Below are 14491 nucleotides of genomic sequence, written 5' to 3' on the forward strand. Positions count from 1 at the left end.
GCGGCTGGTGACGTTGCCATCAGGCTGACTTGACCTGATCGTGCCAGTCTGATCGGGCAAAAATCACCCCTTCAACGGCGAGGACATTGCCGTTACTGCTATAGACGCCATGGCCTTTTTCCGTGACATGGTTCATCTGGCCGCTGGTATGAAACAGCCGATAGTTCAGTTCAAAGCTGCGGCGCTGTGACAGGGCTTCCTGTACCTGCTGCCAAACGTAGTCGACGTCCGCCGGATGAATCAGCCTGCCATAACTTTTCTGAGTCATTCTGACCAGATCGTCGGCACTGTACCCTGTCAGGGCCAGACAGCCTTCGCTGACGTATTCCATGGTCCAGTCGCGGTCGTTACGAGAGCGGTAAATCATTGTCGGCAGGCGCGACACCAGAGCATTGAGGCCACGCTGGGTCGCACGGTTTTGCTGGTCTTCCTGCTCCTGAAGAGAGATATCACACAGGGTGGCAGAATATTGCCGGGTCTTTGGTGATTGTGGCCCCAGGGTTTGCAGGCGTAATTCACACCAGAGTGGCTGCCGGTCCGGGCTGGCGAGGCGTAACTTGAGCGGCGGATACGGGCCACTGGCAGTCAGGTCGCTGCTGCCGTTAAGCAGCTGTAGCCAGGCGGCGCGATCCTGCGGGTGCAGAAAATCAGCCAGTGGTTGGTTCAGGCTACTCGTAATGGTGTGGCCACTCAGTTGCTGCCAGGCCTGGTTGGCGTAGGTCAGGCGGCCGAGCTGGTCGAGCTGCAAGACGGCATCGCTCAGGCTGTCGAGCAACTGTTGCAGATCGGTCGTCGCAGACTCCGCGTGCCGCAATGATCGGGACTGACGGCGCAGCCAGCTCACAGCGTCAGGCTCACGGCATCCGGGTGCTGGTGTACCCAGGCAGCCAGCTCCAGCCGCGAATGCAGATTCAGTTTACGCAGCAGGCTTTTGACATAGACCTTGACGGTGCCGTCGCTGATCCCCAGTTCGCGGGCAATCAGTTTGTTGTTCAGCCCTTGGGCAATCAGGGTCAGGGTCTGGCGCTCTCGTGCTGTCAGATCAACGCCGCCAGGGAGCCGTGTGTCGGATTCGGTGGTGGCAGGGCTGATATCCTGGTCGCCTGGCCCTGGTTGCCGGAAGGCTTGAGCCAGCAGGGTGACGCTGTGATTGTTGAGGGCGACTTCGCCACTTAACACCCCGTCCAGCTGGGACAGCATGTCGTCGGGGGCGGTGTCTTTCATCAGATAGCCATCAGCACCACTGCTGAGGGCTTCAAACAGGTCGCTGTCATGCTCGGAGGCAGTAATCACCACTACCTTGGTATCGATCTCGTGCTGGCGAATCTGACGAAGTAAATCGAGGCCGCTGATTGCTGGCATATTGAGGTCGAGCAGTACCAGCTGTGGCCGATGTTGCGCCAGCACGGCCAGCAGGTCGCCACCGTGTTCGAGGTCGGCGGCAACGCTGAATTGGTCGCTGTCGTTCAGCAGCTGGACAACACCACGGCGAAACAATGGGTGGTCATCAACCACCACCACACGGGCGGCAGCCTGGGGGATGGATGAGTGGCCGGGTGGACTACCAGGTGTCATACCGGATGACGGAGTCATAATGCTATTTCCGAAAGGATGGTTCAGCCAGGCGGTCGTGTCGGGCCTGAGTGAGTGGATGGGTCAGTGGCAGCTGCAAGCGGACACAAGTACCGCTGGGCTGGCGGGAACCGATCGTCAGGCTGGCACCGATACGCTGTGCCCGCTCCTGCATGATCTGTAGCCCGAAGCTGCCATTGTTGGCGGCTGCCTGAATGCCGCGCCCATTATCTTCTATCGCACAAACCAGTGTGCCGTCTGCTTCCTGATAGAGACGAATACGGGCATGACTGGCATGAGCGTGGCGCACCAGATTACACACAGATTCCCGCACAATATAGAGCAACTGGGTGGCCTGGTGGTCATCCAGTGGCAGATTTTCGCAACGATTATCCAGCTCAAACACCAGTGCTGAACGCTCTTCAAATTCTTCTACCAGCTGATTGAGCTCATTACCGAGTTCACTGGCCAACGTTGACAGGCGGGAAGTTGCAATCAGTTCCCGGGTCTGGCGATAGGCAAACAGACATTGCTCGGAGAGGTCCTGGGCTTCAGGTAACAAAGCTGACAGTTCGGCACTGTTATCGCAGCGTTTGGCCAAGCGGGCGCTGCTCATGCGCAGGTATCCCAGTACCTGGGCGACAGAGTCATGTAATTCGGCGGCGTGCCACTGGCGCTCATCTTTCAGTGCTTGTTGCAGCCGTTGTTGCTGTTGCTGCCAGCCATTCAGGCCACGACACAGTTGCTCGCCGAGCAGCGACAGGCATTGCTCCAGCGATTCCTGGTCTCGGGATTTGATGTGTTGTCCGTTCACCAGCAACCAGGCTGTCCCTTGTTTCAGGGACAGGGATTGCATCCGGTGGCCAGCAGGCAACAGCACATGGACAGGGTCGCTAACCGGAGTGATCTCCGTGCTATTGGCCAGCATGACGCAGCGGTAACCGTTGTCCTGGCTACCGGGTAACCACAGTGCTTGCAACAGGCTGTCGGGGCGGGTCGGATGAAACTGCTGTTGCAACCAGGATTGTAGTGGCACCAGCAGTGTGGCCAGTTCGGTTGCCGGCTGAGTGCAGCTGGAGATATCGCAAGCGAGATCAGGCAGCAGGCGCTGAGTAAATTCCGGTGCATCGGCAGGCACAGGTCGGGGAGTGATGTAACGGCTTTGTTGTGATGAAATCACCCATTCCAACAAGCGCTGCAGTCGGCCAGATATTGGCTGGGCCATGCCATTCGATTGAATCACTGTCATCGAATTTCCCTCCGATTATGGTCCCGGCCGCGACGTGATCGACGACCAGAGGATACCTTTGGGCAAGACAGGTAGCAGGTGCTGTGCCAGTTTCGATATTTTGGCTGATATTTGTCCCGTTATATCCCCCTTGATAAGGAATATTCTCAAGTGAGTATCCCTTCCTGAGTATTGAGACCAACAATCCCTTGAGTAAATATTTTTAACCGAAGGGAAACAGCAACACCCGCTCTGTTTCCACCATTTGTTAACCAGGCTTTGTGTATGTCTGACGGCGAATATGCACCAGAGTGACTCCGGACGGCCGGAATTGCACTGGGTTGACGCACAGAATGACGTGAGAGCCAGCAGGAGTTGTTATGGCGTTTGCTTTGCAACCACAGACTCAATCCCGGATTCCAGACCATTGTCGCCGTTATCGGCTGTGTGGCCAGATGGTGTTGCGATTGCTGTTACGACCAGGGGATACCCTGATACTGAGCGGCAGCGACCCACTGCAAGGCGTCGAGATCATTCGTTGTGATGACGTGTCAGCGCCGGCGCTGACCGCCAACGATAGTACCCTGGCGCTGACACCGGTTGTGGCCGATGGCACCCTGAGTCTGCTGGAGCAGGGCGACAGCCGCTCGCTGCAGGCTCGTCAGCAGTTGCAAGACTGGCAGGTGGCCGGGCATCTGAGTGATGTGCTGAGCATCCCTGCCGAGACCATCATGGCCGGCTGCACCTTGACCGCGCACCGGGAACAGACCCTGGTGGTGGTGGCCCCGGCGGCCCCGATGGCGGTGGATAGCCAGATCGCCCCCGGAGAAGTGGAAATTGGCCACGGCAGCACGCGATTTGCGGGTAACCTGCCGGAACCGTTGGCACCACCGGTACAGGATTTACATATTCCCGACAGCACAGCCCGGGCCTATACCGTCAAGGCCGGGCAATGGATTCAGGTGATTGATGTCGAGGGCAAGCAAAGCTCCGATTTTATCGCCTTTGACCTGGACGCTGTAGAAGCCGCCAGACGTGGTGAAATATCTCCGCATGACATTCCCATGCTGGATGCTGTGGCGACCCGTACCATGATGGGGCACAGCTTGCCGACGCCGGGTCTGCACTCGCGTTTTTATGACCAGAATCTGAAAATCATGCTGGAAGTGGTGCAAGACACCGTCGGTCGCCACGACAGCTTTATGCTGGCCTGTACGCCACGTTTTTATGAAGACGCCGGTTATTTTGGTCATGCCAGCTGTACCGACAATTTCAATACCCAGCTGCGCGACTGGCAGATTGCCCCCCGGGCTGGCTGGCCTGCGATCAATTTCTTTTTTAATACCACTGTCAGTGACTGTGGTGCGGTGTATGGCGAGGAACCCTGGTCGCGGCCGGGGGATTACGTCCTGATGCAGGCACAGCGCGATTTGCTGTGTCTCAGTTCCGCCTGTCCTGATGATGTTGACTCCGCCAATGGCTGGTGCCCGACCGATATTCACGTCCGGGTTTACGATGCCGAGCAAACTTTTCCACGATCTGTCGCCTGGCGGGATATTCCCGAGGAGCTTCCACGTATGACTCAGCAAACCGGTTTCCATTCCCGCACTTCCGCCCTGACCACACACTTCGGTGAGTACAAGGGTTTTTGGCTGGCTGACGAATATTCCGGCTGGGGTGCCACTGCCGAATACCTCGCCTGTCGCGAACGGGTGGCGATGATCGACCTGACCGCGTTACGCAAATTTGAAGTGGTTGGCCCGGATGCCGAACGGCTGTTACAGCTGGCGCTGACCCGTAATGTCCGGCGGCTGTCGGTGGGAGAGATCTCCTACACCGCGCTGTGTCATGTGACCGGTGGCATGATCGATGACGGCACCGTGTTCCGCATGGGGCCGCAGGCATTCCGACTGGTGACGGGTGATTCGTTTGTCTGCACCTGGCTGAAGCAACTGGCCAGTGAGCACCAGTTTGCCGTGCGGGTACAAGAATCCACCAGTCAGTTACACAACGTCGCCGTACAAGGCCCCAATAGCCGTGAGCTGCTCAGCCAACTGATCTGGACGCCGGAGCATCAGCCGGATATTGCCGACCTGGCCTGGTTCCACTTCACCATCGGTCGTCTGGGTGGCGAGAGCGGACAACCGGTCATGGTGTCGCGTACCGGTTACACCGGTGAACTGGGTTTTGAAGTCTGGACCCACCCGGACGATGCCCCGGCCATCTGGGACGCCATCTGGGAAGCTGGACAAGCGTTCGATATTGCACCGATGGGGCTGCTGGCACTGGATATGCTGCGTATCGAAGCCGGACTGATTTTTGCCGGTTATGAATTTTGCCCACAAACCAGCCCTTACGAAGCCGGTATCGGCTTTACCGTCCCGATGAAAACCAAGGAAGAAGATTTTATCGGCCGGGCGGCGCTGGCGCGTCAGGCACCGGAAAGTCGCCAGAAACTGGTCGGGCTGCTGATCGACAGTACCGAGACCGTCAGCCACGGTGACGAGGTGTATTTCCCACTCGCCAAAGGCGGCCGTTTCCCGGTCGGCGTGGTGACCAGCGCGACCTTCTCGCCGTTGCTGAAACAGCAAATTGCCCTGTGCCGGGTGGCACCAGATGCCGCTGCGCCCGGAACCGACCTGGAGGTCGGCCAGCTTGACGGGGTGCAAAAACGTATTCCGGCGATGGTCACGACCACCCCGTTTTATGACCCTGAGCGCACCCGGGTACGCTCCTGATCGGCTTATTGTGAACGCAGAATAATGAATGACTGTGAGAGTACAACCATGTCAATGACCCACTTTTCACAAGCGATCAAAACGCCGCAAGCGGGAATCAGCCGCCCCGGTATCCATACCTGGTTGCAGGGTGTCAGCCAGTTGGACGATACCGACAAGGCCCGCTTGGACGGCTGCTCGCGTATGGAAAAATCCGATGAGCCGCTGGTTTGTGAATACACCGACCATGAGATGAAAATCATCGTCGAAGGCGGCATGGTCATTAGTGATGAAACCGGTTACCGCGTTGAAGCCAAAGTGGGTGACGTTTTTTATTTTGAAAAAGGCAGCATCATCACCTTTAACCCACCGAGCGATGGCACAGGTTGTTTCTTTGGCCAGCGCCGTGAAGGTGGTGGTTGAGCTGCTGCTCACACCCGCATCCCCGTCGCCGGATAACACTGGCAGGCGGACGTCTGTGAATGAACACTGGAGCCAGCGATGACCCCGACCGAATCGATTGAGCTAGACGAACGAATCAAAAGCCGCCCGTCCTATAAACCACTGACCTTGCTCAGTGGCAAACAGTGGCAAATATTTATTGCCCAGAATGAAGACCAGCAAGGCCTGAAACAAATGCATGATGAATGTGTTTCGATCGCCGACCCTGACAATACCGTTCTTTGGGTGGTGGTTGGTGACGACCAGGCGGAGAGCTTCAAACTGTTAGAGGATGCTCCGGTAGCCGCTGCGGTATACGTCGCTGGTGATGAACCCTTCCTCTGGGATTGCCGGAATACCCTGTTGGGGATGGACTTTGCTCCCGATCAGATTCAGTTGATGGCGCCCAGCAGTCATCGCCGTCGCCTGTTTTGCACCCACTGTTACACCCTGATGGAAGACGTCACGCACTCACCGCATACCTGTTCGGGTTGTGGTGAACAGTTGCTGGTACGGGATCATTTCTCGCGCCTGTACGGTGCTTACGTTGGCGTATCGATTAATGCCGAAGATCGCAGCGAGACTTTCGAACCTGAGGAGATGCAGTAATGACAGCCAATACCCCCAGCCATCATCTTATGGTCCGCGTCAGTGATATGAAGCTGGTCGCACCGACCATCAAGGAATTTACCCTGGTTGCCGTCGACGGCGCTTTGTCGCCGTTTTCTCCCGGTTCCCACGTCGTGGTGACCATGTCGGGCACCGATGCCAATGGCAAAGCCAAAAAGTGGAAAAATGCTTACTCGCTACTGAGTGATCCAAGCAACACCGAGGCGTATAAAATTGCCGTCCGCTTGCAGGAAGTCTCCCGAGGTGGCTCCGAATTCATGCACAGCCAGGTACAGATTGGCGACGTACTGGAAATTACCCCGCCGGCCAACCTGTTTGCACCGCTCTGGCGGGCCAAGAAACACCTGCTGATTGCCGGTGGTGTGGGCATCACACCGTTTATGTCCTACTTGCCGGAAATGCAGCGTCAGGGTGCCAATTTTGAATTGCACTACTGCTACCGTGGCAAGCAGACCGGCGCGTATGCCGACCAGCTGCAACAACAGCTGGGTGATGCCTGTGTGCGTTACGACGCCGATGCCGGTAATCGCTGTGATCTGACGGCGTTGCTCAAGCAGCAGCCACGCGGCACCCATATTTACATCTGTGGCCCAGAGCTGCTGATTGAAGGCGTGCGGCAGAACGCTGCCCAGATCGGTTACCCGGCGAGCCTGATTCACTTTGAAGAATTTGCCGCGCCGCAACCTGGTGAACCCTTCAGCGTGACGCTAAAACGCAGCGGTCAAACCATCGATATCGGTGCCGAAGAAAGCTTGCTCGAAGCGCTTGAGGCTGCGGATCTCGAGATCCCCAATATGTGCCGGGGCGGGGTCTGTGGCCAATGCCAGACCAAAGTACTCGAAGGCGATGTTGAGCACCGGGATAATTACCTCGGAGCCGCAGAGAAAGCCGATTGCATCATGCCGTGTGTATCACGAGCCAAAAGCAAAACCCTGGTGTTGGATCTATAGTCCAAGATTGTCATAACCAATCACCAGAACAAGAACAGGGCATTTGCCCATCAGGGCCAATGCCAACCAAGAGGGATACGTAATGCGTGTGACACCGACCAAACTTGAAACTTTCCGGGACGATTTTACTTACACAAACAGTGAATTTGCCATTCAGCGTTTTCCGTTCCCTTTTCCGGAAGATCAATACAGCTACACGGTGAATATCGAGCCACATGCTCTGCCGGGAGAGCCGGACAGTGTGTATGAACATCTGTTCGATGTTGATGAACACTACCTGTCAGAAATGCACGAGCGCGGCCTGGTACTGGCTGAAAGCCCAAAACGCTGCTTGGCCATGCCGCATATGGATCTGGCCTGCTGGGATTTGATCGAGCGTGCCATGAACGCCTTGTCGGCGGATTACCCGGACTGGTTCAAACTCAGCAAAGAGGGTGACCAGTGGCACTGGCAGAACACTCTGCTGGACATCGACGATACCTTTACCTTTGGTGACAGCAGCACCTTGCCGATGCCGCCGATGGAATACATCGGTCGTCAGGTTCAGGGTGACCTTGCCTTGATGGATCAACGCGACGGCGACCTGTTTATGGACGCCGGTATAGTCACTTGTCCGGCCGACTGGTCGCTGGCCTTTGATGCGGGCATGAGCTTCAGCGAATGGCATGGCCCGGTTCCCATGGCTCACGAGCTGGGAATTTTTGAACGGGCATTAAAATATCTGACCGCCATGCAGGTTAATCGCCCGGTACGCCGCCTGAATTGGACGTTAACGGTGAATGCCCGTATGGATACCTCTCCTGAGGAATACCCTCACTGGGGTAACGACAGAGCGTCCGTAACCCCGGACAATGTGGGTGAAAAGGTTTACTTGCGAGTCGAACTGCAAGTGATCGACCGGATGCCACGTTCCAACGCCCTGTCGATCAATATCCGGACCTACATGGCCAGCATGAACGACCTGTGTGCCAACCCGGACTGGGCCAGACGGCTGCACCGGGTCATGAAAGATTTGCCAGCGCCACTGATTGAGTACAAGGGGCTGACCCGTTACCACCCGATGTTGGTTGAGTGGTTGTCGCAGTTTGATCGCGAGCAATAAACGGCAGCAGCAAGCGCCAGCGGTTGATCAGGGGATGGCGACAGCTCCCTGACCGCTGGATGATCGTCCTTATTCCATTACCGGTATGTCTGGCCGTGAGCCAGACGCCACATGGATGACAGCTCAGACTGTATCCACACCGAGTTTCAAGCCCGCAAGTTTTACCCGCCGAGAGGCGGGTTTTTTTTGTAATTTTCTGGTATGACTTTCTTTGGCGGATCTCGACGGTAGTCGATCGTTCTGCATCAAGACCTCGTTAAGACCTCTTTTATCAATGGGCCATATTCAGTTATCGATGTGGTCAAATACTTGAATGTTCAATTGAATATTTTTTATTTGGCGTTGTACCATGGACTCATTAACCTGATTCAACGCCCGAGGTAGAGCATCGATGAACGCAAGCAATCCCCTGAACAGAGCCGGACTGGCCGAGACATTACGCCGTATCGAGGCCGGCGAATGCACCGCTGTCGATGTGATCAATGCCTGCTTCGACCGTATTGACGCCCGGGAAGACAAGGTCGGGGCCTGGGAATGCCACTTGTCCCGTGCCGACTATTTGCAGCAATACCATGACCAGCAAGCGTTTTATGAGCAGAGCCTGTTAAAAGGCCTGCCGGTCGGTATCAAGGATATTATTGATACCGCCGATATGCCCACTGCAATGGGTTCTGCGATTCACGCCGGACGCCAACCGATCGAAGATGCCAGCTGTGTGGCACTGGTGAAAGCTGCCGGAGGCATGGTGCTGGGCAAAACCGTCACCACCGAATTTGCTTATTTCCGCCCTGGTAAAACCTGTAACCCCCACGCTCTGGATCGTACCCCGGGTGGCTCTTCCAGTGGTTCTGCTGCTGCCGTGGCTGACGAGATGGTGCCGATGGCGCTGGGTTCCCAAACCGCCGCTTCCGTGATTCGTCCGGCGGCCTATTGTGGCGCGGTGGGTTATGTCGGCAGTCGGGGAGAATTCTCGCTGCGGGGTGGTCAGCCTCTGGCGCAGTCGCTGGATTCACTGGGTCTGTTTGCCCGTCATGTCGAAGATATTCAACTGCTGCGGGCCGTCTTGTTACGACTACCAGCAGCGGAATTACCCGCCGCCGTCAAACCGCGCCGGATAGTGATGTGTGCCGGCGACAATGTGGGTGACACCGACGCCGATATGAACACCGCCTTGCAGCAGGTGGCCGAGCGCTTGCAAGCGGCCGGGGTTGAAGTGACCTGGCTGGAAGCAGGAACCCTGCTGCAACAAATGGTGATGCATCACAGCCGGATCATGGCCTGGGAAGTGTGTCGTAACCTGGTGATGGAGTCACAACAAGCCGAGTTGCTCAGTCAGCCATTGCAGGCACTGATCAAGGATGGTCTGGCGATGCCGCGTGAAGATTATCTGGCTTCGCTGGATGCGGTTGAGACCAGCCGTCACTGGCTGTGGTCAACCTGTGCGGAAGCCGATGCCATTCTGGCTCCGGCCGCGCCTGGCGTTGCGCCGTTGGGTCTTGATAAGACCGGTGCGCCGCATATGAGTCGCCCTTGGCAGGCCATGGGATTCCCCGTGATTTCGATACCGGGTGAAACCGATGGCGATCACTTGCCTCTGGGTCTGCAACTGGTCGGTCGTGCCCGCCAGGATGATGCCTTGCTGCAGGTCGCCGCCTGGGTTGAGCAGAACATCATGAACTGATTGTGCCTGTCTGCTTGGCGATGGTTGGGTCTGGTGATGGATGGGTCTGGTGATGGATGGGTCTGGTGATGGTTTGCCAGTGCCCATCGATTGGCGGATAGCAGCACGATAGCGGCGGCGGTTATGATGGTGCCATACCGTCGGAGGACTGCCATGACCGCAAAACAGCTACGTGCTTTTCTCGCCGTTGCCCGCACCCTCAGCTTTGCCGAAGCCAGCACCCTGGTGCATCTGTCGCAACCGGCATTGAGTCTGGCGATCAAGAGCCTCGAAGAGTCGTTGGGTGGGCGATTGCTTAGCCGTACTACCCGTTCTGTCGCATTAACACCGGAAGGTCAGGCGTTACTGCCGATTGCCCAGCGGTTGATGGCCGATTGGGATAACGCCGAAGAACAGTTACAAAAACGTTTTGCCCTGCAACTGGGACAGGTTGCGGTCGCGGCAATGCCGTCTTTTGCCGCCAGCCTGCTGCCGAATGCACTCAAAGTGTATCGTCAGCGCTTTGCCGATATCCGTGTCGAAGTACATGACGTGGTGGCGGAGCAGGTCGTCAGCATGGTGCGCTCAGGCCGTATAGAAGTCGGGGTGTCGTTAAGCCCGGAAGGTGCGCCCGATCTGGTTTTTTTACCTCTGTTTGATGACGAACTGGTGGCGGTCTTGCCACCGGATTCAACCATTCTGAGATCCCTGCCGGTAGCTGGACGGCTGTCCTGGGCGCGTTTGCTGCTGGAAGACTTTATTGCCCTGCAACGGCCGTCGATTGTGCGCCTGATGTTGGAAAGTCGTCTGGCAGCACAGGGCATGGCATTAAATGTTGCTTACGATGCCCATCAGCTGGCCACGGTTGGCCGCATGGTGGCCTGTGGTCTGGGAGTCAGCGCCGTGCCTTCCTTGTGTCGGCAACAAATGGAGGAAATGGGGGCGGTGTGTGTGCCGCTGCAAGATCCAACCATTGGCCGGGAAGTGGGCATTCTGGTGAAAAAAGGCCACGAACTGTCGGTGGCAGCCCAGGCGCTGGTGAACGTGTTGGTCGAGGTGCTGGGACAGGGTGACTGAAGTCACCACTCGGACGGCATCAGGAGACCAGGCGCAGCCTGCCTTATTTCAAGTTCCCGGCAAACTGTAAAATATTGTCATGAATTATTATTGCAAGTGTCAGCAATCTGTCTTGTTCCCTGCTGATACTGCCTCTCCGAAAATTATTATCAGAATGATCAGAGAGGTAGCAAGATGCGTTATCAGAGTATGACCCGTTCCGTTTTATCGGTGGCCATCGCGGCAGTCACTGCCAGTGGTCTCGTTGCTTGTGGGTCAGACGATGACAACTCGTCACCATCGGAAAGTGCATACCAGCCCTATAAAATAGGCCTGTTGCCTGATACTCAAGGTGGTAGCGATAGCGAAGGCCAGTCTCACGTGGCCATGCACCCGATGCGCGAAGTCTTGTCGCACCAGGCCGATGCCGGTGTGGATATGGTGATTGCACTGGGTGACCTGACCGACAAGGGCACCACCGTTGAATGGGCAGAATGGACATCCGTGGCGGAGTCTTATAAAGATCAGGGTATCGAATTCCTGCCAGTGATGGGCAACCACGAAACCAGCTACGCCTATACCGTAGAGTGGATCAAAACCATGCGGGATTACATCCCGGAAGACGCCGTCCATATGCCAGGCTTTGAATGGATCAACTACTACGTGATCCGTGAAAACGTACTGATCGTGGGCCTGGCGTACTACAACCTGCCAATTGCCTTCTCGTGGATTCAGGACGTGATCGAATCCAACGAAGATCAGGTCGATCACATTGTTGTTGCCAGCCACGACGGTCTGGTCGGCGCTAAATACGGCCAGACCCGTGAACAAATCGTGGAAGGCACCAAAGACGATGACTGGGTTTACAGCGTTCAGGAAGACATCCGGGACTACTTCTCCCAGCACGATGTGATTTATGTTCAGGGACACGAACATCAGTACCAGCGCTCCCTGATTACCGCCCAAACCGCCTTGACCACCACCTCATCCGGCTCCACCCCGGAAGGTGGAAATTACCGCATGAATGCCTACACCCAGATCATGGCCGGTAATGCTTCGTACAAGGGTTACGAATACCGCTATGGCGAACGTGAGCTGATCCAGATGGTGATCTCGCAGAAGAACAACACACTGAGCAACGGTGCCACCGGCTTTGACGTTAACTCCAGCTGGCTGGCATTCGACAATGACCGGGTGGACTACCAGTCCTACTATTCCGAGCATACCGCCAGCAGCAACGACGCCGACCAGGCTTTCAGTGCCGACTGGAAAATGCTGGATGGTTTCAGTCGTACTACCAACCGCTGTGACAACGTGATTTACCCGACGTCTGTGCCAGAAGATACCCGTCCGGTCCTGGTGTTCCAGACCGACTACCTGAGCGATATCTGTATTGCGGATGACGGTACCGTGGCGCAACTGATTGGTGGTTCCAACGACACCTTTAACCGCACCGACACCCGTACCCGCGATATGGAATACACCCCTGGCTTCAGTCGCGCAGAAACCCTGATGGATCTGACTCGTCTGGCCTACCAGTGGATGTATGTGTACCACGAAAGCTGGACACCCAACCTTAACAGCGCCGCCCGGGCGATTCCGGATGAAGAAGAAAACCTGCTGCTGATCCCTGGCACCACCATTGACCTGAAAGAACACGTCACGCTCAGCTGGACAGAGAAAACCTCTGACACCCGCTCCGATATCCTGATTGTCAGCGGCACTCAGAACCAGACCGGCATATACCAAAGTGCCTACGGTGCCGAGAAAGACATCGAAGCCGATGCGGGTCTGGATCTGTCATCACCGTCTGGTGCCGCAAAAAGTGCTGTGGTCTTGCCGGCTACCGCAACCCAGAGCTGGGACATGGGCACTGCAGTGGCGGATAGCTATGGCGTAGCAATGACCGCGACGGACTCGCTGTCGGGCGACGACGTTGTGCTGGCGAGCAAAACCGATACCGGCTGGGAAGCATTGACATCGGCTGACTGTATTTACCAGGGATTGTGGCTGGAAAGCTACGCCGTCACGGCACCCGCCCGTGATGCCGCCTGCTCTGGAGAGCCTTTGGTCGGTTACGATGCCGATGGTAATCAGTGGTGGACGGTACTGAACAGCGATGCTGAACTGGCGTTGGTGTCTCGTTAAGTATTCTGGCTGTACAGGATTACCCGCCACGCGTGCGGTAATCCTGGGCTGATCTGGAATATCTCTTCTGTTTTGTCATGTCTTTCCGGGCGTGCCCGGAAGCCACCGGCTCGGACTCGCAACCGTCTGGCTCCTGAATCAGGTTCAGGGTGACGCTTGAGAGGGGAGCCGGTCTTTACTCTTCGACGTAGTTAATAATCGATAGCAGCTGCAGCGGTACTTCGATCAGTTTCTCGGGGCCGTGAGGCGTTTCCGCATCAAAGGTCAGGCTGTCGCCGGGGCCCATTTCATACAAGTGGTTGCCGTGGCGGTACACCAGCTGTCCTTTTAGCAGGTAAATAAATTCTTCGCCGGGGTGGGAGAAGGTCGGGAACACCTCCGACAGATCATCCATGGTAATCAGGAAGGGTTCAAAGTTACGTTTGCCACCCCGCTGATAGGTTAATAGCTGGTAGGTGTGGCCTTTGTCGGTGCCACGGCGAACAACTTCCAGACCTTCGCCAGACGGTGTGAAGTGTGCGCCGCCGTCCGGGCGGTCGTAATCGCTGAACAGTTTGGAGATAGGCAAGCCGATGGCGGTGCACAGGCGGCTGAGGGTTTCCAGGCTGGTGGAGACCTGGGCGTTCTCGATTTTGCTGACCATACCCTGGCTGATGCCAGAAATTCGCGCCACATCGGTAATTTTCAGGCCTTCTTCCAATCTGGCCTTTTTGACTTTCATGGCAATGTACTGGTCCAGATTAAAACGTGTGTCGTTTTCTTCCATGTCCTGATGCTCCACCGGTGCTGTAGATGAACCCTCTTGGTGCGTAAGAGTGAATGGACGCACTCTAGCGGTGCTTTATTTCAGTCTATTCAGCCCTGATCGACGAACCAGACGGGTTTCTCTGTGGGAAAATTTATTAACTAACTATAGGTAAATCGGGGCTTTCGGTTCAATATGAAAAAAATATTCCCCTCGGGAAATTATGTGGCATAGGGGTTGCA

12 protein-coding genes are annotated in these 14491 nt (G+C 56.2%); 8 read left to right on the forward strand and 4 right to left on the reverse strand.

Going from position 1 to position 14491, the window contains the following annotated elements; genetic code table 11:
- Nucleotides 1–19: 19 nt before the first annotated feature.
- Genes Q4551_RS07375 through Q4551_RS07385 form a run of 3 tightly spaced genes read right to left on the reverse strand, consistent with a single transcriptional unit; the run spans nt 20 to nt 2821 of the window.
- Nucleotides 20–844 carry a PAS domain-containing protein gene (locus Q4551_RS07375; protein ID WP_303432833.1) on the reverse strand — a complete coding sequence of 275 codons (825 nt, stop codon included), beginning with the start codon at nt 842–844 and terminating at the stop codon, nt 20–22.
- Entirely contained in the window at nt 841–1593 is a 753-nt protein-coding gene (locus tag Q4551_RS07380) for a response regulator (protein WP_303432834.1), read from the reverse strand. Before Q4551_RS07380 ends, Q4551_RS07375 begins: the two co-directional genes overlap by 4 nt.
- A gap of 4 nt (nt 1594–1597) precedes the next feature.
- Entirely contained in the window at nt 1598–2821 is a 1224-nt protein-coding gene (locus Q4551_RS07385; protein ID WP_303432836.1) for a sensor histidine kinase, read from the reverse strand.
- 359 nt (nt 2822–3180) lie between these two features.
- On the opposite strand from Q4551_RS07385, the gene Q4551_RS07390 reads away from it, so the two are divergent.
- From Q4551_RS07390 to Q4551_RS07425, 8 genes are all read left to right on the forward strand, one after another.
- Nucleotides 3181–5538 (forward strand): DUF1989 domain-containing protein, encoded by a 2358-nt coding sequence (locus Q4551_RS07390; RefSeq protein WP_303432837.1) that lies wholly within the window; start codon nt 3181–3183, stop codon nt 5536–5538.
- Nucleotides 5539–5586: 48 nt separating this feature from the next.
- Nucleotides 5587–5940 carry a cupin domain-containing protein gene (locus tag Q4551_RS07395; protein ID WP_303432839.1) on the forward strand — a complete coding sequence of 118 codons (354 nt, stop codon included), beginning with the start codon at nt 5587–5589 and terminating at the stop codon, nt 5938–5940.
- 78 nt (nt 5941–6018) lie between these two features.
- Entirely contained in the window at nt 6019–6567 is a 549-nt protein-coding gene (locus Q4551_RS07400; protein ID WP_303432840.1) for a dimethylamine monooxygenase subunit DmmA family protein, read from the forward strand.
- Nucleotides 6567–7538 carry a PDR/VanB family oxidoreductase gene (locus Q4551_RS07405; RefSeq protein WP_303432841.1) on the forward strand — a complete coding sequence of 324 codons (972 nt, stop codon included), beginning with the start codon at nt 6567–6569 and terminating at the stop codon, nt 7536–7538. Before Q4551_RS07400 ends, Q4551_RS07405 begins: the two co-directional genes overlap by 1 nt.
- A gap of 82 nt (nt 7539–7620) precedes the next feature.
- Nucleotides 7621–8640, forward strand: a complete 1020-nt coding sequence (locus tag Q4551_RS07410; RefSeq protein WP_303432843.1) for a DUF3445 domain-containing protein — start codon at nt 7621–7623, stop codon at nt 8638–8640.
- A 391-nt stretch (nt 8641–9031) separates the two neighbouring features.
- Entirely contained in the window at nt 9032–10321 is a 1290-nt protein-coding gene (locus tag Q4551_RS07415; protein WP_303432845.1) for an amidase, read from the forward strand.
- A gap of 153 nt (nt 10322–10474) precedes the next feature.
- Nucleotides 10475–11377: a LysR family transcriptional regulator gene (locus Q4551_RS07420; RefSeq protein WP_303432847.1), complete on the forward strand. Its 903-nt coding sequence runs from the start codon at nt 10475–10477 to the stop codon at nt 11375–11377.
- A 174-nt stretch (nt 11378–11551) separates the two neighbouring features.
- On the forward strand, nt 11552–13504 hold the full coding sequence (locus tag Q4551_RS07425; RefSeq protein WP_303432848.1) for a metallophosphoesterase: 1953 nt from the start codon (nt 11552–11554) through the stop codon (nt 13502–13504).
- 175 nt (nt 13505–13679) lie between these two features.
- Here Q4551_RS07425 and Q4551_RS07430 read toward each other — a convergent pair whose 3' ends face one another.
- Nucleotides 13680–14270, reverse strand: coding sequence for an XRE family transcriptional regulator (locus Q4551_RS07430; RefSeq protein WP_303432849.1), 591 nt, complete (start codon nt 14268–14270; stop codon nt 13680–13682).
- Nucleotides 14271–14491: the final 221 nt, after the last annotated feature.

The organism is Oceanobacter sp. 5_MG-2023 (assembly GCF_030548165.1).
GTDB lineage: Bacteria > Pseudomonadota > Gammaproteobacteria > Pseudomonadales > Oceanobacteraceae > Oceanobacter.